The 24,036-nt window shown below is 70.0% G+C and carries 26 protein-coding genes; 11 read left to right on the top strand and 15 right to left on the bottom strand.

All coding sequences use genetic code 11. The annotated features are described in order from the left end of the window. The first annotated feature begins 2 nt into the window (after positions 1-2). Entirely contained in the window at positions 3-1,544 is a 1,542-nt protein-coding gene (locus ACHBTE_RS14225; RefSeq protein ID WP_394724133.1) for an EamA family transporter, read from the top strand. On the opposite strand, the gene ACHBTE_RS14220 is transcribed toward ACHBTE_RS14225, so the two are convergent. Then, positions 1,531-2,145, bottom strand: coding sequence for a LysE family translocator (locus ACHBTE_RS14220; RefSeq protein ID WP_394724131.1), 615 nt, complete (start codon positions 2,143-2,145; stop codon positions 1,531-1,533). The two genes, ACHBTE_RS14225 and ACHBTE_RS14220, sit on opposite strands and share 14 nt — an antisense overlap. 187 nt (positions 2,146-2,332) lie before the next feature. Between ACHBTE_RS14220 and ACHBTE_RS14215 the strand changes: the two genes are divergently transcribed. Beyond that, positions 2,333-3,457: an endonuclease/exonuclease/phosphatase family protein gene (locus ACHBTE_RS14215; RefSeq protein WP_394724129.1), complete on the top strand. Its 1,125-nt coding sequence runs from the start codon at positions 2,333-2,335 to the stop codon at positions 3,455-3,457. A 167-nt stretch (positions 3,458-3,624) separates the two neighbouring features. Next, positions 3,625-5,577, top strand: a complete 1,953-nt coding sequence (locus ACHBTE_RS14210) for a protein kinase (RefSeq protein ID WP_394724128.1) — start codon at positions 3,625-3,627, stop codon at positions 5,575-5,577. On the opposite strand, the gene ACHBTE_RS14205 is transcribed toward ACHBTE_RS14210, so the two are convergent. Beyond that, complete coding sequence (locus ACHBTE_RS14205; protein WP_234768069.1) at positions 5,578-6,960, bottom strand: glycine--tRNA ligase; 1,383 nt, start codon at positions 6,958-6,960, stop codon at positions 5,578-5,580. 162 nt (positions 6,961-7,122) lie between these two features. Here ACHBTE_RS14205 and ACHBTE_RS14200 point away from each other — a divergent pair, with 162 nt between their 5' ends. From ACHBTE_RS14200 to ACHBTE_RS14185, 4 genes are read left to right on the top strand one after another with little or no spacing between them, the layout of a single operon-like run. Further along, positions 7,123-8,079 carry a zinc ABC transporter substrate-binding protein gene (locus tag ACHBTE_RS14200; RefSeq protein ID WP_394724127.1) on the top strand — a complete coding sequence of 319 codons (957 nt, stop codon included), beginning with the start codon at positions 7,123-7,125 and terminating at the stop codon, positions 8,077-8,079. A gap of 20 nt (positions 8,080-8,099) precedes the next feature. Further along, positions 8,100-8,867 carry a metal ABC transporter ATP-binding protein gene (locus ACHBTE_RS14195; protein WP_394724126.1) on the top strand — a complete coding sequence of 256 codons (768 nt, stop codon included), beginning with the start codon at positions 8,100-8,102 and terminating at the stop codon, positions 8,865-8,867. After that, complete coding sequence (locus ACHBTE_RS14190; RefSeq protein ID WP_394724125.1) at positions 8,867-9,769, top strand: metal ABC transporter permease; 903 nt, start codon at positions 8,867-8,869, stop codon at positions 9,767-9,769. The genes ACHBTE_RS14195 and ACHBTE_RS14190 overlap by 1 nt, the downstream gene beginning before the upstream one ends. 60 nt (positions 9,770-9,829) lie before the next feature. Beyond that, positions 9,830-10,246, top strand: coding sequence for a Fur family transcriptional regulator (locus tag ACHBTE_RS14185; protein ID WP_394724124.1), 417 nt, complete (start codon positions 9,830-9,832; stop codon positions 10,244-10,246). Positions 10,247-10,323: 77 nt separating this feature from the next. On the opposite strand, the gene ACHBTE_RS14180 is transcribed toward ACHBTE_RS14185, so the two are convergent. From ACHBTE_RS14180 to ACHBTE_RS14155, 6 genes are read right to left on the bottom strand one after another with little or no spacing between them, the layout of a single operon-like run. Beyond that, positions 10,324-10,866 (bottom strand): YcxB family protein, encoded by a 543-nt coding sequence (locus ACHBTE_RS14180; RefSeq protein ID WP_394724123.1) that lies wholly within the window; start codon positions 10,864-10,866, stop codon positions 10,324-10,326. Between the two features lie 23 nt (positions 10,867-10,889). Beyond that, the gene (locus ACHBTE_RS14175; protein WP_394724122.1) at positions 10,890-11,729 is read right to left on the bottom strand and encodes an isoprenyl transferase; all 840 of its coding nucleotides are present in this window, start codon (positions 11,727-11,729) and stop codon (positions 10,890-10,892) included. Positions 11,730-11,751: 22 nt separating this feature from the next. After that, positions 11,752-12,498: a DNA repair protein RecO gene (gene recO / locus ACHBTE_RS14170; protein WP_394724121.1), complete on the bottom strand. Its 747-nt coding sequence runs from the start codon at positions 12,496-12,498 to the stop codon at positions 11,752-11,754. Positions 12,499-12,502: 4 nt separating this feature from the next. Continuing rightward, positions 12,503-13,144: a DUF1266 domain-containing protein gene (locus ACHBTE_RS14165; protein ID WP_394724120.1), complete on the bottom strand. Its 642-nt coding sequence runs from the start codon at positions 13,142-13,144 to the stop codon at positions 12,503-12,505. A 30-nt stretch (positions 13,145-13,174) separates the two neighbouring features. Next, a complete protein-coding gene (locus tag ACHBTE_RS14160; RefSeq protein ID WP_394724119.1) occupies positions 13,175-13,390 on the bottom strand; it encodes a hypothetical protein in 216 nt (71 codons plus the stop codon). Beyond that, positions 13,387-13,593, bottom strand: a complete 207-nt coding sequence (locus tag ACHBTE_RS14155; protein WP_394724178.1) for a hypothetical protein — start codon at positions 13,591-13,593, stop codon at positions 13,387-13,389. The genes ACHBTE_RS14160 and ACHBTE_RS14155 overlap by 4 nt, the downstream gene beginning before the upstream one ends. Before the next feature lie 125 nt (positions 13,594-13,718). Between ACHBTE_RS14155 and ACHBTE_RS14150 the strand changes: the two genes are divergently transcribed. Together ACHBTE_RS14150 and ACHBTE_RS14145 are read left to right on the top strand one after the other, a co-directional pair. Beyond that, positions 13,719-14,549 carry a Scr1 family TA system antitoxin-like transcriptional regulator gene (locus ACHBTE_RS14150; protein WP_394724118.1) on the top strand — a complete coding sequence of 277 codons (831 nt, stop codon included), beginning with the start codon at positions 13,719-13,721 and terminating at the stop codon, positions 14,547-14,549. Further along, entirely contained in the window at positions 14,531-14,725 is a 195-nt protein-coding gene (locus tag ACHBTE_RS14145; RefSeq protein ID WP_394724117.1) for a DUF397 domain-containing protein, read from the top strand. Before ACHBTE_RS14150 ends, ACHBTE_RS14145 begins: the two co-directional genes overlap by 19 nt. Here ACHBTE_RS14145 and ACHBTE_RS14140 read toward each other — a convergent pair. The 6 genes from ACHBTE_RS14140 to ACHBTE_RS14115 all read right to left on the bottom strand — a co-directional run bounded on the left by ACHBTE_RS14140 (position 14,709) and on the right by ACHBTE_RS14115 (position 21,275). Next, on the bottom strand, positions 14,709-15,557 hold the full coding sequence (locus tag ACHBTE_RS14140) for a DUF6879 family protein (RefSeq protein ID WP_394724116.1): 849 nt from the start codon (positions 15,555-15,557) through the stop codon (positions 14,709-14,711). The genes ACHBTE_RS14145 and ACHBTE_RS14140 overlap by 17 nt on opposite strands. A gap of 121 nt (positions 15,558-15,678) precedes the next feature. Next, positions 15,679-16,650, bottom strand: coding sequence for an SCO2521 family protein (locus ACHBTE_RS14135; RefSeq protein WP_394724114.1), 972 nt, complete (start codon positions 16,648-16,650; stop codon positions 15,679-15,681). A 1-nt stretch (position 16,651) separates the two neighbouring features. Next, the gene (locus ACHBTE_RS14130; protein WP_394724113.1) at positions 16,652-17,632 is read right to left on the bottom strand and encodes an SCO2522 family protein; all 981 of its coding nucleotides are present in this window, start codon (positions 17,630-17,632) and stop codon (positions 16,652-16,654) included. After that, positions 17,629-18,546 carry an SCO2523 family variant P-loop protein gene (locus ACHBTE_RS14125; protein ID WP_394724112.1) on the bottom strand — a complete coding sequence of 306 codons (918 nt, stop codon included), beginning with the start codon at positions 18,544-18,546 and terminating at the stop codon, positions 17,629-17,631. The genes ACHBTE_RS14130 and ACHBTE_RS14125 overlap by 4 nt, the downstream gene beginning before the upstream one ends. A gap of 3 nt (positions 18,547-18,549) precedes the next feature. Beyond that, a complete protein-coding gene (locus ACHBTE_RS14120) occupies positions 18,550-20,397 on the bottom strand; it encodes an SCO2524 family protein (protein WP_394724111.1) in 1,848 nt (615 codons plus the stop codon). Between the two features lie 80 nt (positions 20,398-20,477). Then, the gene (locus ACHBTE_RS14115) at positions 20,478-21,275 is read right to left on the bottom strand and encodes an SCO2525 family SAM-dependent methyltransferase (protein WP_394724109.1); all 798 of its coding nucleotides are present in this window, start codon (positions 21,273-21,275) and stop codon (positions 20,478-20,480) included. Between the two features lie 181 nt (positions 21,276-21,456). On the opposite strand from ACHBTE_RS14115, the gene ACHBTE_RS14110 reads away from it, so the two are divergent. Both ACHBTE_RS14110 and ACHBTE_RS14105 read left to right on the top strand, forming a co-directional pair. Next, positions 21,457-21,984: a GNAT family N-acetyltransferase gene (locus tag ACHBTE_RS14110; protein ID WP_394724108.1), complete on the top strand. Its 528-nt coding sequence runs from the start codon at positions 21,457-21,459 to the stop codon at positions 21,982-21,984. An 84-nt stretch (positions 21,985-22,068) separates the two neighbouring features. Next, a complete protein-coding gene (locus ACHBTE_RS14105) occupies positions 22,069-23,595 on the top strand; it encodes an alpha/beta hydrolase (RefSeq protein ID WP_394724107.1) in 1,527 nt (508 codons plus the stop codon). A 1-nt stretch (position 23,596) separates the two neighbouring features. Here the strand turns inward: ACHBTE_RS14105 and ACHBTE_RS14100 are convergent, their stop codons facing one another. After that, a complete protein-coding gene (locus tag ACHBTE_RS14100; protein ID WP_394724105.1) occupies positions 23,597-24,034 on the bottom strand; it encodes a VOC family protein in 438 nt (145 codons plus the stop codon). Between the last annotated feature and the right edge of the window lie 2 nt (positions 24,035-24,036).

Raw genomic sequence — 24,036 nt, 5'->3', positions numbered from 1 at the left:
ACATGCCCAACTCCTCCGCCCGGCACGCCTCGACCGTCGCTCTGACCGCCCTCGCCCCCGCGTCCTGGGGCACGACCTACGCCGTGACCACGCAGCTGCTGCCGCCCGGGCACCCGCTGTTCGCCGCGGTGCTGCGGGCCCTGCCCGCCGGGCTGCTGGCGCTGGCGGTCACCCGGGTCCTGCCGCGCGGCGACTGGTGGTGGAAGGCGGCGGTGCTCGGCACCCTCAACATCGGCGCGCTGTTCCCGCTGCTGTTCGTGGCGGCGGAGCGCCTGCCCGGAGGCGTGGCCGGCACGCTCGGCGCCGTCCAGCCGCTGCTGGTCGCCGGGCTGGCCGTACCGCTGCTCCACCAGCGGGCCACGGCCTGGGCCTGGAGCTGGGGCCTGCTCGGCGTGCTCGGCGTCGGGCTCGTGGTGCTCGGTCCGGAGGCCCGGCTGGACGCGGTCGGGGTGCTCGCGGGTCTCGGCGGTACGGCGGGCATGGCGGCCGGAGTCGTCCTCACCAAGCGGTGGGGCCGGCCGGCCGGAGTCGGTCCGATGACCCTCGCGGGCTGGCAACTGACCGTCGGCGGACTGGTGTTGCTGCCGCTCACCGCCGTCTTCGAGGGCGCGCCGCCCGTGATCGACGCCGAGGCGGTCCTCGGCTACCTCTGGCTCGGCAGCATGGCCGGGCTGATCTCGTTCACGCTCTGGTTCCGCGGGCTCGGCCGGCTCCCGGTCGGCGCGTCCGCCCCGCTGGTGCTGCTGTCCCCGCTGGTCGCGACCCTGGTGGGCCTCGCACTCGGCGAGACGCTGGGCGCCCTCCAGGTGATCGGCTTCGTCCTCGCCCTGGCCGCCCTGCTCGCCGCGCAGTTCAACACCCCCGATCTGACACGCCTGTTCACAAGGAGAGCGGATTCCATGACGAAGCACCTCACCATCGCCGTGCTCGGCGCCACCGGCATGGTCGGCAGCCGGGTCGTCACCGAGGCCGCCGCCCGCGGACACCGGGTGCGCGCGCTGTCCCGCAAGCCCGCGGCCGACGACCCGAACGTGACGCCGTACGCGGTGGACGCGAGCGACCCGGACGCCCTGCGCGAGGCCCTCGCGGGCGCGGACGCCGTGGTGGTCGCCGTGCGGACCGAGCCGGCCGACGGGGACTTCCTCGTCGCTACGACCCGTGCCGTGCTGGACACCGGCATACGCACCCTCGTGGTCGGCGGCGCCGGGGTGCTGCGCAGCCCCGGGGACCCCGCGCTGCTGGTCGCCGACAACTCCGCGTACGTGCCCGCCGAGGTGCGGCCGGTCGCCGCGGCCGGGGTCGCCCAGCTGCGGGCCTGCGAGGCGCACGCCCACCGCGACTGGGTCTATCTGGCGCCGCCCGCCCTGCTGGAGCCGGGTGAGCGGACCGGACGCCACCGGCGCGGCACCGACACCCTGCTCACCTCCGCCGACGGCCGCTCCTGGATCAGCGCCGAGGATCTGGCCGTCGCGGTCCTGGACGAACTCGAAAGCCCGGGCGCCGACCGGCTGTTCACGGTCGCCCACACGCCTACCGGGTGGTGAGGGCCAGCTTCGCCCCCAGTGCCAGGAAGGACCCGGCGAAACTCCGGCGCAGCCAGGTCATCACCGCGGGCCGTGAGATGACCTTGCTGCGGACGGAGGCGGCGAGCACGCCGTAGACCGCGAAGACGACGAAGGTCGCCAGCATGAACACCCCGCTGAGCGCCAGCATCCCCGGCAGGGCACCCGGTCCGTCCGGGTCGACGAACTGGGGCAGGAAGGCGAAGAAGAAGACCGTCAGCTTCGGGTTGAGCAGATTGATGAGCACCCCGCGCACGATGACCTGCCGGGCGGGCACCGGCCCCGCGTCCTCGGTGGTGACGGCGAGGGCCGCACGGTCCCTGAGCGTCGCCCACGCCATGTACAGCAGGTAGGCGACACCGGCGTACTTGAGGATGTGGAAGGCGGTCGCGCTCGCGTGCAGCAGCGCGGCCGCGCCGGTGACGGTGGCCAGCATGTGCGGCACGATCCCGAGCGTGCAGGCGAACGCCGCGAGCACGCCTGCCCGGCGGCCACGGGCAAGCCCGGCGGCGAGGGTGTGGACGACGCCGGTGCCGGGGGTGGCGACGACGACGAGGGTGGTGAGGAGGAAGGCGATACTCATGCCCCTCACCCTGCTGCGGCTGCGCCCCGGGGCACCGGACCAATCGAGGTCCCCGGTGGCGGGCCAATCGGCTCCGTTGGACACCCCTGCCGGCCGCTCGGAGAATGGTCATCGTCGGCGCGCAGTCACCCCGGCGGCGCCTGCCGTCGTCCGAGCGGCACCTCTGCGCCGCCCGAGGAGGCGCGCCATGATCGTCCGTATCGCCACCTTCAACGCGGAGAACCTCTTCCGCCGGCCCAAAGCCTTCAACCTGCCGGATGCCACGAAGCGGAACGAAGTCCTCTCCGATTTCAGCACCTTGGTCGCCCTGCTGAACCTGACGACCTACGACAACGACGACAAGACGCGGATCTCCGCGCTCATCAAGAAGCACGGGGCCTACGAGCTGACCCCCGGGAACCCGCCGCCGATCTACATCAATCAGACCCGCTTCAGCGGCGGCAAGCTCTTCGTGCTGGACGGGCGGCCGGAGGACGACGACTTCAAGGTCAAGGTCGTGGCCAAGGGCCGTGGGGAATGGGCCGGTTGGGCCGAACTCGTCCGGGACGACGTCGACACGGAGGCGGTACGCAACACGGGCCGGGTGGTCGACGAGGTCGACGCCGACATCCTGCTCATGGTGGAGGTCGAGGACCGGATCACGCTGGACCGCTTCAACGCGCAGATCCTGGCCGGCGCGCTCGGCAGGCGGCCGTACCCCTACAGCATGCTGATCGACGGCAACGACAGCCGGGGCATCGACATCGGCCTCCTCAGCCGCCACCCGATCACGTCCGTACGGCCCCACATCTTCGACCCGGACCCCGACCGCCCCGGAGAGCACCTGTTCAGCCGCGACTGCCCCGAGTTCGAGATCCAGGTCAACGGAACGCCGTTGGTGCTACTCGGCAACCATCTCAAGAGCAAGAGCAACGACGATCCGCTGCTGCGGCTCGCCCAGGCCAAGCGGGTCGCGGAGATCTACGAGGCGGCCCGGGAGCGCACCCCGCACGTCGTGGTCGCCGGCGACCTCAACGACCACCCGGAGAGCGAGCCGCTCGACGCGCTGCTGGACACCGGCCTGCGCGACGTGATGAGCCACTCCGCCTACGGAGGACCCCCCGGCACCTTCGCCCCGTGCGACACGGCCGACCGCAAGATCGACTACCTGCTGCTGCCACCCCAGCTGTGGCACCGGGTCCAGCACGTCGGCCTCGAGACCCGCGGAATCTTCTGGAACCCGCCCCCGGAGATCAAGCGCTTCGAGGAGGTGACCTCAAAGGTCACCGCCGCCTCCGACCACGCGGCGCTGTACGCCGACCTGGACCTGTGACCGTCGGCGGCCGACACCCTCGCCCGAGGTTGACCAGGCAACCAACTCCGGCCGAAATTGCCCGAATTGCACCTGTCTCCCCCTGGGTCTACGGTCATTACAGAGGGACTGACCGGCGGTAACGCCACGGGGATCCTGCCCATCTGACGTCTCGGCGGAGGCTTGTCATGTCGGGCTTCGACGACAGCACGGGACGGGTGGTCGCGGGGCGATACCGGCTCCTGCGCGAGATCGGCGCCGGGGGCATGGGCCGGGTCTGGCGCGCCTACGACCTCGAGCTGGCTTGCGAGGTCGCCGTCAAGCAGATCACCTTCGCGCGGGACCTGCCGGAAGCGGAACTCACCTCCCGGGTGGCCCGGGCCCGGCAGGAGGCCCGTCTGGCCGCCCGGTTGCGCGACCATCCCCATGTGGCCACGGTCCACGACGTCGTCGAGGAGGACAAGCTGCCGTGGATCGTGATGGCGTACGTGCCGGGCGCGATCAATCTCCAGGAAGTCGTACGCCGGCATGGGCCGCTGGACGTGCCGGAGGCCGCCCGGGTCGGACTGGCCGTCCTGGACGCGCTCATGGAGGGCCACCGCCTCGGCATCCTGCACCGCGATGTCAAACCCGCCAACATCCTGCTGACGAGGCCCGAGCAGCCCGCCGCGGCCCGCGGGGAGGCGGGTCAGATCCTGCTGACGGACTACGGCATCGCCCTGCGAGCCGACTCCGGCGAGCCGCGCCTCACCGACGTGTCCAAAGTCGTCGGAACCAGCGGATTCCTGGCGCCCGAACGGGCCCGCGGCGCGCAGCCGAGCCCCGCCTCCGACTTGTTCTCCCTCGGTGCCACGCTCTATTTCGCCGTCACGGGCAACGGGCCCTTCGACCGCGACTCGGAAGCCTCCACGCTGACCGCTCTTCTCTTCGAGGAGCCCGCACCGCCCGAGGGTGCGGGGGAACTCTCCCCCGTCCTCACCGGTTTGCTGGCCAAGGAGCCGGAACAGCGGATGGACGCGGAGGAGGCCGCCCGCAGGCTCGCGGAGTTGGCGGCGATGGCCTCCGGGCCGACCCGGATCCCGGAGCCGCCTCGGCCGACGGAGCCGTCCCCGACACCCGCCCCGACGCCGACACCCGCTCCGGCGCCGCAACCGACCGAGACGGAGGTCGTATCGCCGGGCGACCGCCGGCCACCCGACACGCCTGCACCCGGGCCCAGCCGCGAGCCCGAGCCCGAGTCCCGCCGTACGCCGTACCGGCGTTCCCGCAAGTCCGTCATCGCCCTGGTGGCCGTCGTCGTGCTCCTCGTCGGCGGCGGCGTGTGGGCGGGCTCGTCGCTGGTCGGCGGCGCGGACAAGCAGCCGGTCGCGGACGCGGTGAGTCCGACCGGCCCGACAGCGCCGGTGCGGCCCTATGGGGATCAGGTCGAGCTGACCAAGGAACTGAAGTCCGGGGACTGCGTCTCCACGGTCTGGGGCCAGGGGAAGCTGAAGGGCCGGCCGAATTCCGTCGGGGTCGTCGACTGCCGGGAAGCTCGCGATTCCGTGGACGGCCAGGTGATCGGGACGGACGTGGCCACCTCGCTCGACGACGCGCGGGAGAACGGCGCCGACCGCTGCGAGAGCCTCTCGGACAAGACCGTGAAGAACATGCCCGACGCGCAGCCGTATGCGCTCGTCCCGAGCGAGCAGGGATGGGAAGCGGGCGTGCACAGGACGGCATGCCTGGTCTTCAACAAGACCGCGGCCCTGTACGGGCCGGTCGGCGATCACCGCGCCATGGGCGAGGAGTTCTTCCTGACCAATGGCGCGGTCGGGGACTGCTTCACCAAGAAGCCGAGCGGAGACGGCGTCCGGCTCTATCTCGCCGACTGCGCCACCGCGCATGACGACCAGGTGGTCGGCTTCGTGCAGGCGCCCGCGGGCCTGGATCACAAGGAAGGCTACGACCAGGCGTACAAGCTGTGCGCCAACAAGTACCAGTCGGTGAACATGCCGGAAGGCGCGGACCTCCAGGGCTGGACGAACGACACCGACTGGAAGAGCGGCTTCCGGTACGTCATGTGCACCGTCTACCGTCCCGACGGCAAAAAGCTGACGGGAGACGTGGCGTCTCCCGTCAGCTTCAGCTCTGGTTTCTGATCACGCGCCGATCAGCCGGCTCGCCAGGTAGCCCTCGATCTGGTCCAGCGACACGCGCTCCTGCTTCATCGAGTCGCGCTCGCGCACCGTCACCGCGTTGTCGTCCAGGGTGTCGAAGTCGACCGTCACGCAGAACGGCGTGCCGATCTCGTCCTGGCGGCGGTAGCGGCGGCCGATGGCGCCGGCGTCGTCGAACTCGATGTTCCAGTTCTGGCGGAGCGCCTGGGCGAGGCCCTTGGCCTTCGGGGAGAGCTCCGGGTTGCGGGAGAGCGGGAGCACCGCGACCTTCACGGGGGCGAGGCGGTGGTCCAGGCGCAGCACGGTGCGCTTCTCCATCTTGCCCTTGGCGTTGGGCGCCTCGTCCTCGACGTAGGCGTCGAGGAGGAAGGCGAGCATCGCGCGGCCGACACCGGCCGCAGGCTCGATGACGTACGGCGTCCAGCGCTCGCCGGCCTCCTGGTCGAAGTAGGAGAGGTCCTGGCCGGAGGCCTTGGAGTGGGCGCCGAGGTCGTAGTCGGTGCGGTTGGCGACACCCTCCAGCTCGCCCCACTCGTTGCCGCCGAACTGGAAGCGGTACTCGATGTCAGCGGTGCGCTTGGAGTAGTGGGAGAGCTTCTCCTTCGGGTGCTCGTACCACCGCATGTTCTCCTCGCGCAGGCCCAGGCCGGTGTACCAGTTCCAGCGCTGCTCCATCCAGTACTCCTGCCACTTCTCGTCCTCGCCCGGCTTGACGAAGAACTCCATCTCCATCTGCTCGAACTCGCGGGTGCGGAAGATGAAGTTGCCGGGCGTGATCTCGTTGCGGAAGGACTTGCCCATCTGCGCGATGCCGAACGGCGGCTTGCGGCGCGAGGTGGTCTGCACCTGGGCGAAGTTGGTGAAGATGCCCTGCGCGGTCTCGGGGCGCAGGTAGGCGATGGAGCCGCTGTCCTGGGTCGGGCCGAGGTGCGTGGAGAGCAGGCCCGAGAACTGCTTGGGCTCGGTGAACTGGCCCTTGTTGCCGCAGTTGGGGCAGTTGACGTCGGCCAGGCCGTTCTCCGGGAGGTGGCCCTTCTTGGCCTCGTACGCCTCCTCCAGGTGGTCCGCGCGGAACCGCTTGTGGCAGGAGGTGCATTCGGTCAGCGGGTCCGTGAAGGTGGCGACGTGACCGGAGGCGACCCAGACCTCGGGGGCCAGGATCACGGACGAGTCGATGCCGACCACGTCCTCGCGCGACGTCACCATGTAACGCCACCACTGACGCTTCAGGTTCTCCTTGAGCTCGACACCCAGCGGTCCGTAGTCCCAGGCGGCGCGCTGGCCGCCGTAGATCTCACTGCACGGGAATACGAAGCCACGGCGCTTGCTCAGGCTGACGATGGTGTCGATCTTGTCGGCGGCCACGGTGCTCTCTTCATTACGACGACGGGCGACGAAGCGAGGCGCTTCACAGCGAATGCTTCAGGGTACCGGCGGGGGCTCCCCCTCAATCAAATCGGTAGCGCTCTGTGGACCGCTGCTCACGCTTGTTGACAATGGTTTCCACTACTGCTGAAAATGACTGTCATGAACGTACGACGACATCACATATCCGGGGTTGCGCTCGCCGCCGTCACCGCCCTCGGCATCGGCACCCTCTCCGCCTGCTCCTCGGACAGCGCGGCCGCGGGCAACACGGACAAGTTCGACGTCGTCGCGTCCTTCTACCCGATGCAGTTCCTCGCCGAGCGGATCGGCGGGGAGCATGTCAATGTCAGCACGCTGACCGAACCCGGCCAGGAGCCGCACGACCTGGAGATCAGCGCCCAGCAGCGGGCCCAGCTGGAGGACGCGGACGCGGCCCTCTTCCTCAAGGGACTCCAGCCCACCGTCGACGAGGCCGTCGAGCAGTCGGGCCTGAAGACGAAGATCGACGCCGCCACCCTGACCGAGCTGGAGGACCACGGCGACGTCGAGCACGAGCACGAGGGCGGGGAGGCCCACTCCGAGGAGGAGGGGCACGCCCTCGACCCCCACGTCTGGCTCGACCCGGTGAAGTACGCCGAGATCGCCAAGGGCGTCGGCGCCGCCTTCGAGAAGGCGGACCCGGACCACGCGGCCGACTACAAGAAGAACACCGCGGCACTGGTGAAGAACCTCGACGGGCTCGACCGCGAGTTCGCCGACGGGCTCAAGAACACCAAGACCAAGGTCTTCTTCACCAACCACGCGTCCTTCGGCTACTTCGCCGAGCGCTACGGCCTCACCCAGGAGGCCATCGCCGGCGTCGACCCGCAGAGCGAGCCCAGCCCGGCGCGCATCAAGCAGCTGCGTGACGAGGCGAAGACCGACGGGGTCACCACCGTGTTCTACGAGACACTGGTGTCCGACAAGACCGCGAGGACCCTCGCCGACGACGCCGGCCTGAAGACGGATGTCCTCGACCCGCTCGAGGGCATCACCGACAAGTCCAAGGGCGACGACTACTTCGGGGTCATGCAGGCCAACCTCACGGCCCTGAAGACCGCCCTGGGAGCCAAGTGACCAACCCTGTGGAGGACGGCATGACCGAGCCCGTCATATCGCTGCGCGAGGTCCGCGCCGAGCTGGGCTCGCGCCCCGTCCTGCGCGGCATCGACCTGACCGTGCGCCGCGGCGAGGTCGTCGCGCTGCTCGGCGCCAACGGCTCGGGCAAGTCGACCGCCGTGCGCAGCATCATCGGCCAGGTGCCGGTCAGCGCCGGCGAGATCGAGCTGTTCGGCACCGACCGGCGCCGGTTCCGCGACTGGCGGCGCGTGGGCTATGTCCCGCAGCGCACCACGGCCGCGGGCGGGGTGCCCGCCACCGTCGGCGAGGTCGTCTCCTCGGGCCGCCTCTCGCGCACCCGCTTCGGCGTCTTCCGCAAGGCCGACCACGAGGCCGTACGCCAGGCCCTGGACCTGGTCGGCATGGCGGACCGGGTCAAGGACTCGGTGAGTGCCCTCTCCGGCGGCCAGCACCAGCGGGTGCTCATCGCGCGTGCCCTGGCCCCCGAGCCCGAACTGCTGATCATGGACGAGCCGATGGCCGGCGTGGACCTGGCCAGCCAGGAGGTGCTCGCGCACACCCTCACGGCGCAGGTCGCGGCCGGCGCGACCGTCCTTCTCGTACTGCATGAACTCGGCCCGCTGGAGCCCTTGATCGACCGGGCGGTCGTGCTGCGCGACGGCTGCGTGACGCACGACGGCCCGCCCCCGAAGGCCGTCGGCCAGCACGCGCTGCCCGGCCACGACCATGTACACCCGCACGCGGCCCACGACGCCGAACCGATCCGGACGGGGCTGCTGAGCTGATGGACTTCCTGAACTACGACTTCATGCAGCGGGCGCTGCTCGCCGCCGTCCTGGTCGGCATCACCGCGCCCGCTGTCGGCATCTACCTCGTCCAGCGCCGCCAGGCCCTGATGGGCGACGGCATCGGCCACGTGGCGATGACCGGCGTCGGCCTCGGCTTCCTGCTCAGCTGGTCCCCGGTGTGGATGGCCACCCTCGTCTCCGTGCTGGGCGCCGTGCTGATGGAGCTGATCCGCTGGTACGGCCGCACCCGCGGCGACATCGCCCTCGCGATGCTCTTCTACGGCGGCATGGCCGGCGGCGTGATGTTCATCAACCTCGCGCCGAACGGCTCCAACGCCAACCTCACCTCGTACCTCTTCGGCTCGCTGTCGACGGTGAGCGAGTCGGACGTGACGGCGATCATCCTGCTCGCCGCCTTCGTGGTTCTCGTCACACTGGGACTGCGCCGCCAGCTGTTCGCGGTCAGCCAGGACGAGGAGTTCGCCCGGGTCACCGGCCTTCCGGTACGCGCCCTGAACCTGCTGACGGCGATCACCGCAGCGGTGACGGTGACGGTCGCGATGCGCGTGGTCGGGCTGCTGCTGGTGAGCGCGCTGATGGTGGTGCCGGTGGCGGCGGCCCAGCAGCTGACCCGCAGCTTCGCGGCGACGTTCGCGATCGCCGTCGCCATCGGGATCACGGTGACGCTCGGCGGCACGGTGACCTCGTACTACCAGGACGTTCCGCCCGGCGCGACGATCGTGCTGCTGACCATCGGGGCGTTCGTCGCGCTGACGGCGCTGGCGGTTCCGCTGGCCCGCCGCAGGGCCCGCGCCCTGGCCGCCGCGCACCCCTCCGGCGATCCGGCGGAGTGTGTGATTCCGGCCGGCCGGGGGACCGACGGGAAGGTCGGCGTCTGACCGCCGACAGTGCGGGCTGGCACAATGGCCCGGCAAGGCGCAGACGTTTGGAGGCAACCGGTGACGACCGCTGGACCGCCCGTGAAGGGCCGAGCCACCCGGCAGCGGGCCGCCGTGGCGGCGGCTCTCGACGAGGTCGACGAGTTCCGCAGCGCGCAGGAGCTCCACGACATGCTCAAGCACAAGGGCGACTCGGTCGGGCTGACGACGGTGTACCGCACCCTGCAGTCCCTCGCCGACGCCGGTGAGGTCGACGTCCTGCGCACCTCCGACGGCGAGTCGGTCTACCGCCGCTGCTCGACCGGCGAGCACCACCACCACCTCGTCTGCCGCGTCTGCGGCAAGGCCGTGGAGGTCGAGGGCCCGGCCGTGGAGAAGTGGGCGGACGCCATCGCCGCCGAGCACGGCTATGTGAACGTGGCGCACACGGTGGAGATCTTCGGCACCTGCGTGGAGTGCGCGGCCGCCACCAACTGAGCGCCGCCCCCGGACCCGGGGCGGCGCGGTTCGCAGCGCGGCGGCCACAGCGCCGCCGCGCACGGCACGCGCGGGCGTCAGACGTGCGTGAGGTGACGGTGCAGCATGGCCCGCAGGCGCTCCACGTCCTGCTCGTCCCGCACTCCCCGCTTGGGCAGGACCGTCACGCCGACGGCCTTGTTGTCGCCGCTGAGCAGGACGAACACGTCCGTGGTCTCCGCGAAGCGCGGCATGGCGGCCCAGTCGAACGCCATCGTGGAATGGTCGGTGACCACCTGCACCCCGGTGTCCGACACCCTCGCGCGGAAGATGCCCTGCCGTTTGGCCAGCCCGTGCACCTGGCGGGCCTGAAGCCACGGTATGGCCGCCACCAGCGCCGCCGCGAGCAGCGACCACAGTGTGAGCCCGAGCGCCCCGCCGCCGGTGGCGATCATGAGTGCCAGCTGCAATGCCCCGAGCACGGCCAGCACGCCGGGCAGCCACCGCTGCATCCGTCCCGACCGACTGGCGCGCAGCCGCGCCCTGAGTGCCTGCGTCACGTCCTGCACGGTCGGCTCGTACTCGAGCTCGACCACGCCGTCCTGTACGGCGTCCCGCCCCATGTTCATGTCCATGACCATGAGGCGGGATCGTACTGTGTGGCTCAGCCCTCTTCGGGGCGGCCCTCCATGGCGAGCAGCTCCTCGTTCGGGATGGCCCCGCCGAACCGCCGGTCGCGGGAGGCGAACTCCACGCACGCCCGCCACAGGTCGCGGCGGTCGAAGTCCGGCCACAGGACGTCCTGGAAGACCATCTCGGCGTAGGCGCTCTGCCAGAGCAGGTAGTTGGAGGTGCGCTGCTCGCCGCTCGGGCGCAGGAAGAGGTCCACGTCCGGCATGTCCGGGTAGTACAGGTACTTCGCGAAGGTCTTCTCGGTCACCTTCGACGGGTCCAGCCGGCCGGCCTTCACATCCTCCGCGAGGGCCTGCGCGGCGTCCGCGATCTCGGCCCGGCCGCCGTAGTTCATGCAGAAGTACAGGGTCAGCTTGTCGTTGCCCTTGGTCTGCTCCTGGGAGATCTCCAGCTCCTTGGCGACCGACTTCCACAGCTTCGGCATCCGGCCGACCCAGCGCACCCGCACGCCCAGCTCGTCGAGCTGGTCACGGGTCTTGCGGATGAAGTCCCGGTTGAAGTTCATCAGGAAGCGCACCTCGTCCGGTGACCGCTTCCAGTTCTCGGTGGAGAAGGCGTACAGGGAGATCGCCCCCACGCCCATCTCGATCGCGCCCTGGAGGACGTCCAGCACCCGCTCGGCACCGACCTTGTGCCCCTCGGTGCGCGGCAGCCCGCGCTCCTTCGCCCAGCGGCCGTTGCCGTCCATGACGATCGCCACGTGCTTGGGGATCAGCTCGCCGGGGAGCTTCGGCGCGCGGGCGCCCGACGGATGCGGCTCCGGCGTCCTGTACTCACGGCGCTGGCGCCCCAGGAACCCGCGTACGACCATGTGCTTCTCGTCTCCCTAGCTTCTACTTCTCGACATACCGAAGGGAGCGCAGCCCGCGCTCCAGGTGCCAGTGCAGGTAGGCGGAGACCAGTCCGCTCCCCTCCCGGACGTACCGCGCCTCGCAGGCGTCCGCCGTCTGCCAGTCTCCCGTGAGCAGCGCGGCGAGCAGTTCCAAGGTCTGCGGCGACGGTACGACGCTACCGGGCACCCGGCAGTCGACGCATACCGAGCCGCCCGAGGCGACCGAGAAGAAGCGGTTCGGGCCGGGCATCCCGCACTTCGCGCAGTCGCTGAAGCTCGGGGCGTAGCCGTTGACGGCGAGCGAGCGCAGCAGGAAGGCGTCGAGCACCAGATGGGGGGCGTGCTCGGCGCGCGCCAGGGTGCGCAGGGCGCCGACGAGGAGCAGGTACTGCTGGACGGCCGGCTCGCCCTCGTGGTCGGTGAACCGCTCGGCGGTCTCCAGCATGGCCGTCCCGGCGGTGTAGCGGGCGTAGTCGCTGACGATGCCGCCGCCGTACGGGGCGATGGTCTCGCTCTGGGTGCACAGCGGCAGCCCGCGCCCGATCAGCTCGCTGCCCCGCGCGAAGAACTGCACGTCGACGTGGGAGAACGGTTCGAGCCGGGCGCCGAACTTCGACTTCGTCCGCCGCACCCCGCGAGCCACGGCCCGCACCCGCCCGTGCCCGCGGGTGAGCAGGGTGATGATCCGGTCGGCCTCGCCGAGCTTCTGCGTCCGCAGGACGATCCCGTCGTCCCGGAAGAGACTCATGGGGTCATTCTCTCGTACGTCCGGAGACGGGGAGGGGGCGGTCGGGGTCACGTATGGCGTCCCAGGGAGCCCGGTTCCAGGGGCTGGCGCGGTTCGCCGGGTCCAGGAGGGCCTGGAGATGGGCGTCGGCGACCGTCTGCGGCGGCAGCTCGGGGTCTCCCGGTGCCCGCAGCCCCTCCCGCCACACCCGCCGTCCCAGCAGATAGTGATCGGCGTACTCCTGCCACGAGCCGTACGTCCCCGCCACCGCCGGCACGATGTTCTTCAGGGCGGTCCAGGCGTCGGACTCGCCGATCAGCCCGCAGGCGAAGCCGCGCCGGGCTATGTCGACGTACATGGCGGCGTCCCAGGCGAGCGGGGCGACACCGGTGAGCTGATGCGCCCGCGCCCGGTAACCGCTGCCGGCCAGCGCGTCCAGGCGGCCGACCAGCTGCTCGCGGGAGGTGATGTCCCACTGGTCGGCCAGCCGGTGCCGGGCGCCGTCGTCGTCGATCCGGACATACGGGTACAGCGTGGTCCGTGAGGCGCCCTTGTGCCGGTTCACCGGCGCGCTCAGCGACACCATCCACAGCTGGTGCGCGGTGAGCGGCACGGGGTAGCGGCGGGCCGCCTTCACACCCCGCTTTCTCCATCTCCACAAAGCCATGCCGCCGCACCCTATGCGCCCGCCCCTACGTCAAGGAACCTCACCCCTGCTACGTGCGTTGGCGTAGGCCGTCGCCGCGCGCAGCCGCTCGGCCGGCGTCGCGTTGCGTACGGCCGACGGGTCCGCGTCCCACTCCTTGCCGCCCCCGTACGGCCGCAGCTGCACATACGGTCCCTCGTGGCCCATCACGACACCGATCCGACCCGAACGAGTGTCGACGACATAGGCCCCGATCGGTGGCCTCATCGCAGCACCGCCGCGAGGCGCTGCGCGGTGGCGACGGAACAACGGCCCAATTCGACGAGCGGGCACGGGGCTTCACGCGCAAGACTCCCCGGGTCGATCCGGAGTGTCGGAAGCGTAATTCCTGCCTTCTCGAGCGCCGCCCGCAATTCCTTCACCGCATCCTCCGCTTCTTCGACGCACTGCGCCGAGTGTCGTGCCGACACGTCACTCCCCTCCCATTTGGGTTTCACTCATTCCATCTCCATCCTGACCTGCGACGCCTACACTCGGCAGGAGTCTGTGCCACGAACGGGCGCTACAAGTGCAGGGCAGGACAAGGGGGTTGGCCATGGCCAATGGTTCGCGTCAGGCGGCGTGGGAGTTCTTCGGGGCGGAGTTGAAGAGGCGCCGGGAGGATGCGGGGATCAGCCAGGTGGAACTGGGGGCGCGGGTCTTCGTTTCCGGCGCTTATATCGGTCAGTTCGAGCAGGCAATTCGAAAGCCGCAGCTGGATATCGCCCAGAGGATTGACGAGGCGCTACAGACCGACGGTATTTTCGAGCGCCTGTGGAGGCGGCTCATCAACGACCGCCGGTACGCCGACTATTTTGCGCACGCTGCGGATCTGGAGCGGCTGGCAACGAAGATCTGTGACTGGGAGCCCTCGGTCATCCCAGGGCTTCTCCAAACGCCCTCCTACACAACGGCGCTCGTGGTCGCGACGCACCCGTTCGCTCCTGACGAGCTGGTCCAGGAGCGGGTCACGGCTCGCACCGAGCGGTCCCAGATCCTCAGGGACGCAACAAGGCCGGAGTATTGGGCGATCGTCCATGAGACGGTGCTCCGCGTGCCGGTCGGCGGGCCGAAGGCGGCGGCCGAGGCGCTGGAGCACGTTGCGACCATGGCCCGCGAGCGCAAGGTGCTGTTGCAGGTGTTGCCGTTCTCGGCAGGGGCGCCTGCGAACAACGGCTCGCTCCGACTCATGGAGTTCGATGACGCGCCACCAGCGGCCTATACAGAGACGTCGTTTTCGGGAAGCCTTCTGGACGACCCGGCGGTGGTGAAGCGAGCGAGCCGAGCCTACGATCTGCTCAGGGGTGCCGCGTTGTCGCCGGAGGCGTCCCTCGCCCTGATCCAGTCGGCGGCTGAGGACTTCAGACGATGCACGAGTACGACGTGAGCAACGCACGCTGGCGCAAGAGCACATACAGCAACGGCGATGGCGGCAACTGCGTCGAGGTGGCCGACGGAGTCCCCGGCGCGGTCCCTGTCCGAGACACCAAGCTCGCCTCGGACAGCCCCGTACTCCTCGTCTCCGCGCCCGCCTGGGACAGGTTCCTCACGTCTCTGAGGTGACCCGCGGAGTCGTCTGGCGTTCCGCCTCTGCCCACAGTTCGGTGAACTGGGTGATGTGGTCCTCGATGTGGTCCGGATCGGTGCTCAGCAGCGTGCTGTCCGGGTTGTTCTCCTGGTCCGGCTTGGTCTCGTGGCAGAGTTCGCCGTCGAAGACGATGAAGTCGCTGACCCGGGGGTTGGACTCCATCAGCGCCCGCACCGCGATACGCGCGTCGATACCCCGCCTGCGATGGTCGTCGCACAGCGCCCTGAGCTCCGGTGTGACCTCGTCCTCGGTCCGTACGATGAACAGGCGCCGGATCTCCACGCCCCGCCGCTTGATCGCCTTCTCCTGCGCGGCGAGGTACCGGTCGGCGGGCCCGCTGGTCCAGAACTCCCGGTCCACCGAGGTGCTGGTGGCGTCGAGGGTCATCTTGACGCAGTCGGTGATGTCGATCAGCCACTCGTGGTTCTCGCCGGGGCAGTCCGCGCTGCCGCTGCCGAGCCCTTCCATCATCTTGGCGAGGCGGCCGAGCTCCTTCTCCGCGAAGGACTGCACGATGTCGCCGCCCTGCTCACGGACCTTGGTGTAGCCGAGGACCAGCCGGGTCACCTCCTCGGACCGCAGCACCGAACCGTCGACCTGGCTGAAGAGCTCCGTCGCGGAGAGGATCTCGGCGAAGCCCTGGTCGACCTTCTCGAACCGCTCCCCGAAGTCGACCAGGTACTGCACGATCAGCACCGCGCACCCGAGGACGATGGACATCGTCCACTCCCACAGGTTGTCGTCCTCCTGGTTCAGAAGACCGCTCAGGAGGAAGGTCACGGCGCCGGCCACGCCCGCGACCAGCACTCTGAGCAACACCTTCGACCTGCGCGGTTGCTGAACCTGCGGGGCCGCCCTCCCGTTGTTGCCTAATGACGCTCCGCTCATGTCTCATCCCCCGTCGGGTGTCTTGTCCCGGTGCCTCTCCTCAGCGCGGGCTGAGCGCCTGATGCGGCGTCGCCACGGCCTGGAGGGCCAGTCGGTCTCTGATGCGCCGGCTCAGGTTCGCCCATTGGCGGGAGAACCCCGGCTTCTCTTCCAGCACGTCCCACAGGTGGCCCAGCGCGGGGTCCACGTGCGCGCGTGGCATCCACAGATGCAGCAGGTGCACCACGACCGGATGGAGCGCCTCGACGACCGTGGGCCCGTCGGTGGCACCGAGACGGCTGTTGTCCAGCATGTGCTGAACAGTCGTCAAAAGCCAGTCGTGCAGGGCGAGATCCTCGCACAGACCGGCCGTCGCCGCAGCCGGAACGTCCATGGGGAGCCGTAGCTCCATCGTCCGCAGCCCGCCCTCGGCCACGGTGAAGTTCACCAGCGCGGCCCGCGCCGAGGCCGGATCCCGCCGGGCCACCCAACGCAGCCGGGTGGGGCTGGACTTGAAGGGCACCCGGCGATCGAGGAAGGCGTGCCGGCGCAGTTGGGCCAGCAGGCCCTCGGCGATCATTCCGAGGTGGAGCTCGCCCTTGTCCGCGCCGCGCAGGACACCCTCCGCCGCCGCCTGCTGGGGCAGCTTGCCGAACGGTTCGACCAGGCCCGGCCGTACCAGATACTGACCCCAGGGGCGCCGGGTGTCGGGGCCGGACGCGGGGGCGCTGAAGTACGCGGTCGACTGCAACAGACGGCCCTCGGTCAGCGCGGCGCGGCCGGTGACCGTGCCGACGGCCCGGACCTTGCTGCCGTTGGAGGTCGGCAGCCGGCAGTCCACGCCGGTCAGCACCTCGGGTGACAGGGCGTACATGACGGGCCGTTCGGAGACCCGGACGGGTTCGTCGGCGCGCAGCCTGAGCAACTGGGCGGCGGCCCGGCGGTCCAGCGCCTGGGACGACGGCAGCAGGCAGGTGCGCACCTCGCCGCAGGCGAGGACCGAAGCGCCGGGCTGTCCCGGGGCCGCCGTCATCTCAGGACCCCTCGGTCGCGCAGGAGTCGGCGGGCTCCTCGTAGAAGACGTAGGTGGCGCGCTGCGCTACGGCCGCCGGTACGGGCATCCCCTCGTCGCGGGAGCGCTTGTCGACCTGTTTCAGCGCGCCGGCGTCGACGTCCGTCTGGTCGAGGATGAGCCGTACGGCGTCCTCGACGGCGAGGAAGCGGTTCGGCATGAGGGTGCAGGTGCGGTAGGCGCTGAAGGGCGCCTTGGTGTCGGTGAGCCGGATCAGCGGGGGCAGCCGGTCCCAGTCGTGCGGGAAGTCCTCGCCGTCCCACTGCTGCGGCACCAGCACGGGCTCCCCGAGGTGCCGTAACAGCCCCAGCCGGGCCAGTTGCCAGACGGCGGCCAGGAACGGGCAGGACCACAGGCGCCTGCCCTCCTTCTCCGACCACAGCTCGACGTCCATGAACACCGAGTGGTTGCGGGCGGCGGTCTCCTGCGGCGGCTCCCAGCCCTTGACCGCGCCCAGGGCGCTGCGGGACGTCGAGGGGGTGCGCTGGCCGTTGGCGAGCCAGCCGGTCCGGCTGACGGGCGGGCGGGAGCCGTAGCTGCCGGGCGGCGGTGACTCCACGAGGCGCTGCATGACGGATTCCGCGAGGTCGATCTGGCCGGCGACCGCGCAGCCCGACTCGCGGGCGAGGTAGTCGATGACCAGCCCGGCCTTCTCGGCCTCCTTCTGCACCATCGGGATCAGCTCGGCCGGGGTGGAGAAGCGGGTGAAGTAGTCGTCGACGAGGAAGCAGGTGCTGATGCGCGGACGCTTGCTGCGACGGCCCAGCGACGCGTGCACGGCGTCCACCCAGACCCGCACCTCGGCGAAGTGCTCGGCGAGGCGCTTGGGTCCCGCCTGGAAGTCCTCCATGTAGAGGTGGCCCAGCTCCAGGGAGAGATGGGACAGCGGCAGGGACTGGGTGCGCACCTCGGCGGTGGTCTCCTGGAACACGGCTTCGCTCACGCCTGCTCCCAGTACTTGTCGTCGGTGAGCCGGGCGGCGAGCCGGCTGAGCGCCTGCCAGGTCTCCTGGTTGGCGATCTGGCTGTCCAGCACGTCCTCGTCGGTGATGAGCTGCTCACGCCACTGCAGGACCGGTTCGAGGGGCACGGAGCCGAGGACCTGGCTGTAGCCGATGCCATGGGTGGAGGCGAGCTGCTTGAGGTCGCCGTCGGTCTTGCGCATCCACGCCGACTGGGTGGGCGAGACCTGCGACCACAGCGGCGACTCGGGATCGGGTACGGCGGCCCGGACGAAGCGGATGGCGGAGCGCAGCGTCTCCTCGTCGTGCCCGCGGTCGACGCCGCCGGCGACGATGCCGCGCTTGCCGAAGACCAGGCTCGCGGCGGCCCCCACGTGCTGGCGGGTCCAGCGGTGGAAGACCAGCCAGCGGGCGGTGACCTCGCTCATCTCGGCCTGTGCGGTGGCCTCCAGGACCATGTCGACGGCGTAGGAGCGGCCGGCGCTGAGGTCGACGATGACCAGGTCGAACTCGTAGTAGAGGTTCATCAGCAGGTCGACGCAGCGGCGCAGGTTGTCGTCGCTGGTGGCGAACTCGCCGCCGCTGACGTCACCCGGCATCAGCACCAGCCGTCCGCTGCCGGGCGGCGGGAACCGCAGCACCTGGTGCTCCGTCTCGGCCCACACGTCGATCCGGGCCGGTTCGCTGACCTCCCCTATGAGGTAGGCGTGCAGTCCGCGGTCCTCGGTGGCCTGGCGGGCGTCGCCCACGTCGAAGACGGCCGCCGCGGTGGGCGAGCCGAAGTCGAAGTCCAGGTAGCAGACGTCGTCCCCGGCCATCGCACGGTGGTAGGCGAGGTTGGCGCTGGTGACGGAGCGGCCCGTGCCTCCTTTGTCGGAGGCGGCGAAGATCAGCACGGTTCACACTCCCCGGTCCGCGGCTTCGCGGGCCCGGGCGAGCGAGTCGAGCTGTCCCAGCACGTCCAGCGTCAACGCGTAGGCCGTGCCCGGCTGTTCGTCCACGAGGCTGCGGGCGCGGCGCAACTTGACCTCGATGTTGCGCAGTTGCATGCCGTGCCGGCCGTCGTCCTTGGGCGCGGGTTCCATCTGTTCGTTGCCCAGGAGGTGGGCGGACTCGCTGAGCAACGCCCGGGCCAGCTCGGTGAGTTCGAGGCTGCGGATCGGGGGCTGCCGGTACATGTCGTGGGCCTGCACCATGACCTCGGTGACCCGCTCGGTGATGGACCACGACACCGGCACGCGCCGCTTGCGGATCTCGGCCTCGGGGTAGGCCGCGTGGACGTTGTCCCACAGGCCCACGCCCTCGCCGTCGCGGATGCGGCGCTGCCACATGTGGTCGAAGATGTCCTCGGCCAGTCTGAGCAGCCGGTCGTGCGAGGCGAGGCTGCGCGAGAGGGTGCACAGCTGGACGGTCCGCTTCAGCAGCTGTGCCGAGAAGTCGGTCATGGCCCAGGTCATGGGCGGTCCGATGCGCTCACTGCCCTGGAGCGGCAGGGCGACACCGATGTTGTGCAGCGCCTGCACCATGGGGTCGTCGCGGGTCATGCGGCTGGTGATGCGACCGCGCTCGGCGAGCCGCTCCATGACGCCGACGGTGCGGGTCAGGTCGTCGTCCGTGGCCCGGCGGCGCATCAGGTCGTGCACGAGGATGGCGGCGACGGAGAGGGAGAAGTACTCGGACTCCAGCTTCTGTCCCGTCGTACGCCAGGGGATGTCCTCCAGGGGCCAGCGGTCGTCGTCGAAGCGGGCGATGCGCGACCAGTACTGCTGGGTCAGCTCCCAGCGCAGCCGGAGCGCCTCGGCGAGCTTCTGCTGCTCGGCGTTGAGCAGGCCGAGGGTGAGGGTGCGGTCGGAGAACAGGTCCTGGATACCGTCGAGGGCGACCACGGTGAAGTACAGGTACGGCACCGCGTTGGCGACGCCCTTGGGCTGCGGCCCGATGGGTTCGCTGGTCTCGATCTCGGGGGCGTCCTGCACCATGGTCCAGGCCCAGCCGCATTCGAACAGCTGGTTCTCGTCCTTGAGGCCCTCCTCGACGTCGATACCGAGGGACACGCTCTCGACGATCGCCGCGCGCAGGGGGCGGAAACGGTTCTGGAACTTGTTCAGGACCTGCCGCTGCGACAGCCGTCCCTGGCCCAGGAGTTCACACAGGGTACGGCCCTGGGAGGCGTCGGTGTCGAAGACGTTGACGGTGAAGGAGCGCAGCAGGCTGACCATGGCCGCGGTGAGCCGGTTGCTGGTGGCCTGGCGCAGCTCGGCGATGGTGTCCCGGATGTCACCGCGCCGGGTTCTGGTCTCGTAGACCTTGAGGAAGCCGAGCGTGGCCAGGCACAGGGTGATCGACATGGAGAAGGAGTCGACCACGCCGGTCCGGCGCTGTTCCTCGGTGAGTTCCTTGCTCTTGTCCGCGGCCCCGAAGTAGTAACCCCCGGCGAACGTGGGCCTCTTGTCCTCGGTGTGCGTCCGCATGAACTCGGCCGCGGCCGTGACGAGGTTGGCCGGGATCTCCAGCCGCCCGCCGGCCTTCTTCAGGACCTGCTGGACGTCGTCCTGTGTGGTGTCCGGGTCGTCCAGCCGGAACGCGGGGATCTCGGTGGCGGGGTAGAGCAGACAGAGCAGCCGCTCGGCGTCCGCGACGCTGCTCTCCTTGCCCCATTCGCCCCACTCCCACTGTCCCCCGTCGAATGAGTGGCGGGCGACCGCCTGCCAGATGTCCAGCAGATGCTGGCGTGGCTTGATCTGCATCCCATGCCCCTCACACAGGCCGCACTGCCATCAATTGAGGAAAAGCTGTCTTCTGTTGTGAAGATTCACCGGCCAGCCGTTCAGTTGAGCGGAATGACCTCGTCCGAATTCCTTCGCCAGCCGTGGGCGACGATCATTCCCGAATATCCGTCGCGCACCTCGGCCTTGGCCGCGAGACGCTGGACCTTGAAGTCCATGGCGAATGCATCGAGGCTCGCACGCACCTCGGATTCTCCCACGTCACATGCCGGGAAGAAATGCTCGCCCGCGTGATATCCCGTCGAATGTTCCATGAAGGCGGCGGCGAACGGGGCACCGGGGGCGAGCGCGCGCATGAAGCGCTCGACACCGAGGGCGAACTCGCTGCGGGAGGTGGTCATCGATTCGGCGACGAAGAACATCGTCCCCACCGACCACCGGCCCTCGTGCCTGCGGAGGTCGAAGATGTCGCCCTGCTCGACCCGGACGACCTTGCGGAAGCGCTCACGCGGGTCCATGTCGAGGGAGCCGTAGGCCCTCTTGCGGCACAGGGCCGCCCAGAACTTGTCCCAGTTCTCCTCGTAGGAGTCGACCTGGCTCGCCAGGTACTCCACGTTCGACGACGAACGCTCGAAGAGGGTGATCTCGTCGCACCACGGCAGCATGGCCAGTGCGGGATACAGGTTCACACCCGCGCCCACATCGATCCCGGAAACCGGTCCGACGCCCTGCTTCCGGAAATGGTCACCGAAATGATCCCGGATGATGTGCAGGATCTCCGCGTCCTCCGCCTGTAAGTCGCGGTAGTTGTGATCAAGGTAGGCGATCGAGTCGAATGCCGCGTCCCATGGCACATCGGCATTCCTCACCTGGACGCCCCCCGACGATCTCTGGGTCATTCCACCAACGGTACCAAAAGGAGGCGCATCGGGAGCGCGTTGGGGCATAGGCAGGAGGCGGGCTTGAACAGCCGGAACCCCGCTGCTCAAGATGGGCGGACCTCACTTGAGCACCTGAAACGGCGGGCAATGGGTGCTCACCCGCACGAGTGACTCCATTCCATCACACAGGGGGCGGCTGATGGCGCTACCGGAGGAACGTTTCCCTTTCCCGGGTCACCACACCGACCAGGCGCTGTTCGCGGACCGCGCCGACCGGCCGCTGACCATGCGAGGAGTCACCGAGACCGACCTGAACGAACTGCTGCGGGTGGACCGGGAGGTGTTCCCCGACGACCCCTACCCCTACTTCGTCCTGCGCCAGCACCTCGATGCGCACGGCGACCGCATCCTCGTCCTCGACGACGGGGAGTGCCTGCACGGCTACGTCCTCTTCGTGACCACCTCGGACGGCTATGTGTGCTGGGTCCTCAGCCTGGCGGTGAGCGCCGACCAGCGGGGCCGCGGGCTCGGCAGGCGGCTGATGCTGGAGGTGCTGCGCCAGTTGCGCCGCGAGCGGGTCCATGAGGTGCGGCTGACCGTGGAGCCCACCAACGCGGCGGCGATCATGCTGTACCGGTCCCTGGGGTTCGCGGCGGAGGGCGGGGTGCGCCGGGACTATCTGGGGCCCGGGGAGGACCGGCTCATCATGGTGCTGGGGCTGACCTAATGGTTCGTGTGGGGGTAATCCCCAACGCACATCCGGGAGTTGCCCGGATATGACGCCCCGTCATGGTCCGTCAGGCTGCTGTGCATGAAGCAGATCACGAAGAACGCCACCCTGATCGCCGCCGCCTGCGGAGTCGTCTTCGGGGTCGTCACCCCGCTGACCGCGTCCGCCACCTCCTCCTCTGACACCTCCTCCTCCGCCAGCTCCTCCTCTGCCGCCGCCACGCAGTCGCCGCTGAAGTGGACCGAGTGCGAGGGCGAGGGGCTCGATCCGCGCCAGCAATGCGCGACCCTCGCCGTCCCGATGGACTACGCCGACCCCGGCGGCCGGAAGATCGACATCGCCGTCTCCCGGATCCCCAGCGAGAAGCCGTCCGCCCGTCGGGGCGCGCTGCTGATGATCCCCGGCGGGCCGGGCGGAGACAGCCTGGGCGACCCCTCGGACAAGGGGCAGCGGCTGCCGCAGAAGGTGCGCGACACCTACGACCTGATCGGGTTCGCCCCGCGCGGCAACGCCCCCTCGACGCCGGTGAGCTGCGAGGTCGAGCATCGTGACCTCGCGCGCACGGCGCTGCGCCCCTGGCCGGCCCCGGACGGGTCCGTCACCGAGAACATGGCCACCGCACGGCGCATCTCGGACGCCTGCGCCCGCAACGGCGGCGAGCTGATGAGGCACATCAGCACCAAGAACAACGCCCGCGACGTCGACAGCATCCGAGCCGCGTTCGGCGAACGCAAGCTGTCCGCCTGGGGCGACTCGTACGGCACCTACATCGGCGCCACCTTCGCCACGCTGTTCCCGCACCGCACCGACCGCATCGTGCTGGACAGCAACGACAACCCCGACCCCGTGCGGGCGGAGCGCGCCTTTCTCGAGGCGTTCGAGGCGGGCGTCGAGGACAACTTCCCCGTGTTCGCCAAGTGGGCGTCCCGGCCGGGCAACCCCGACCGCGTCGCCCGCACACCGGCCGAGGTGCGCTCGCGCTTCCTCGCCCTCGCCGCCCGCCTGGACCGCGAGCCCCTCCCCTGGCCCGGCGCAAACCCGGCCGAGCTGGACGGCAACGGCCTGCGCCAGACGATGCTGGACAGCCTGTACGACCCGGACGACTACCCGGTGCTCGCGAAGCTGATGCGGGCCGCCGGGAAGGGCACGCTGCCGCCCGCGCCACCGAACCCGCCTCAGGCGCTGCTGCAGAACTACACCGCCGTCGGCGCCGCGACCATCTGCAACGACGCCGCCTGGCCGCGGTCGGCCGCGGTGTACGAGAAGGGTGTCGCCGAGAGCCGCGCGAAGTATCCGCTCACCGCCGGTATGCCGAGGAACGCGATGGTCTGCGCCGCGTGGTCGTGGCTGCCGAAGGAGGCGCCGCCGCGGGTGACCGACCGCGGGCCGTCCAACGTCCTGCTGGTCCAGAACGAGCGGGACGTGGCCACACCGCTGAGCGGCGCCCGGAAGATGCGCGAGGCTCTCGGCCGGCGGGCCGTCATGGTCACCGTGAACTCCACCGGCCACGGCGCCTACCTGGACAACGGCAACGCCTGCGGCGACGCGACCGTCTCCCGGTTCCTGGCGACGGGCGAGCGCCCAGCCCGGGACACGTACTGCGAGTAGGTCAGCGTTCGGTCAGGGGCGCCGGGGCCTCCTGGACGACCCAGCCGTTGCCGTCGGGGTCGTTGAAGAAGAGGAAAGAGTTCCAGTCGTCCTCGCCCCGGCCCTCCTCCCAGCCGGCCGCCCCCACATGCAGCACCGGGGTCACCTCGACCCCCCGTCCCACCAGCTCCGCCCTGGCCGCCTCGATGTCCGTGACACAGAGCTGGAGGCCCTGCAGCGAACCGGGGGCCATCCGGGACTGGCCCGGCGACTCGGGCATGCCCGACTCCAGCACGACGGAACAGCGGGAGCCGGGCGGGGTGAGCTGGACGAAGCGGCCGACGCCCTCGAAGAACGACGCGTCGATCTCGGCGCGGAAACCGCACTGGTCCTCGTAGAAGGCCTTGGCCCGGTCCAGGTCGGTGACCGGTACGACGATCACCTCCAGGGTCCAATCCATAC

The sequence above is a fragment of the Streptomyces sp. M41 genome (assembly GCF_043673425.1).
In the GTDB taxonomy this organism is placed as follows: domain Bacteria; phylum Actinomycetota; class Actinomycetes; order Streptomycetales; family Streptomycetaceae; genus Streptomyces.
Note: the sequence above shows the minus strand (reverse complement) of the source record. Positions and strands in the feature narration are given on the sequence as shown.

Bases quoted from the DNA above. Each gene is read 5' to 3' on its own strand.
- ACHBTE_RS14225 (WP_394724133.1), top strand. From the start codon at position 3: ATGCCCAACTCCTCCGCCCGGCACGCCTCGACCGTCGCTCTGACCGCC.
- ACHBTE_RS14220 (WP_394724131.1), bottom strand. From the start codon at position 2,145: ATGAGTATCGCCTTCCTCCTCACCACCCTCGTCGTCGTCGCCACCCCC.
- ACHBTE_RS14215 (WP_394724129.1), top strand. From the start codon at position 2,333: ATGATCGTCCGTATCGCCACCTTCAACGCGGAGAACCTCTTCCGCCGG.
- ACHBTE_RS14210 (WP_394724128.1), top strand. From the start codon at position 3,625: ATGTCGGGCTTCGACGACAGCACGGGACGGGTGGTCGCGGGGCGATAC.
- ACHBTE_RS14200 (WP_394724127.1), top strand. From the start codon at position 7,123: ATGAACGTACGACGACATCACATATCCGGGGTTGCGCTCGCCGCCGTC.
- ACHBTE_RS14195 (WP_394724126.1), top strand. From the start codon at position 8,100: ATGACCGAGCCCGTCATATCGCTGCGCGAGGTCCGCGCCGAGCTGGGC.
- ACHBTE_RS14190 (WP_394724125.1), top strand. From the start codon at position 8,867: ATGGACTTCCTGAACTACGACTTCATGCAGCGGGCGCTGCTCGCCGCC.
- ACHBTE_RS14180 (WP_394724123.1), bottom strand. From the start codon at position 10,866: ATGGTCATGGACATGAACATGGGGCGGGACGCCGTACAGGACGGCGTG.
- ACHBTE_RS14175 (WP_394724122.1), bottom strand. From the start codon at position 11,729: ATGGTCGTACGCGGGTTCCTGGGGCGCCAGCGCCGTGAGTACAGGACG.
- recO (WP_394724121.1), bottom strand. From the start codon at position 12,498: ATGAGTCTCTTCCGGGACGACGGGATCGTCCTGCGGACGCAGAAGCTC.
- ACHBTE_RS14165 (WP_394724120.1), bottom strand. From the start codon at position 13,144: ATGGCTTTGTGGAGATGGAGAAAGCGGGGTGTGAAGGCGGCCCGCCGC.
- ACHBTE_RS14160 (WP_394724119.1), bottom strand. From the start codon at position 13,390: ATGAGGCCACCGATCGGGGCCTATGTCGTCGACACTCGTTCGGGTCGG.
- ACHBTE_RS14150 (WP_394724118.1), top strand. From the start codon at position 13,719: ATGGCCAATGGTTCGCGTCAGGCGGCGTGGGAGTTCTTCGGGGCGGAG.
- ACHBTE_RS14145 (WP_394724117.1), top strand. From the start codon at position 14,531: ATGCACGAGTACGACGTGAGCAACGCACGCTGGCGCAAGAGCACATAC.
- ACHBTE_RS14135 (WP_394724114.1), bottom strand. From the start codon at position 16,650: ATGACGGCGGCCCCGGGACAGCCCGGCGCTTCGGTCCTCGCCTGCGGC.
- ACHBTE_RS14120 (WP_394724111.1), bottom strand. From the start codon at position 20,397: ATGCAGATCAAGCCACGCCAGCATCTGCTGGACATCTGGCAGGCGGTC.
- ACHBTE_RS14115 (WP_394724109.1), bottom strand. From the start codon at position 21,275: ATGACCCAGAGATCGTCGGGGGGCGTCCAGGTGAGGAATGCCGATGTG.
- ACHBTE_RS14110 (WP_394724108.1), top strand. From the start codon at position 21,457: ATGGCGCTACCGGAGGAACGTTTCCCTTTCCCGGGTCACCACACCGAC.
- ACHBTE_RS14105 (WP_394724107.1), top strand. From the start codon at position 22,069: ATGAAGCAGATCACGAAGAACGCCACCCTGATCGCCGCCGCCTGCGGA.
- ACHBTE_RS14100 (WP_394724105.1), bottom strand. From the start codon at position 24,034: ATGGATTGGACCCTGGAGGTGATCGTCGTACCGGTCACCGACCTGGAC.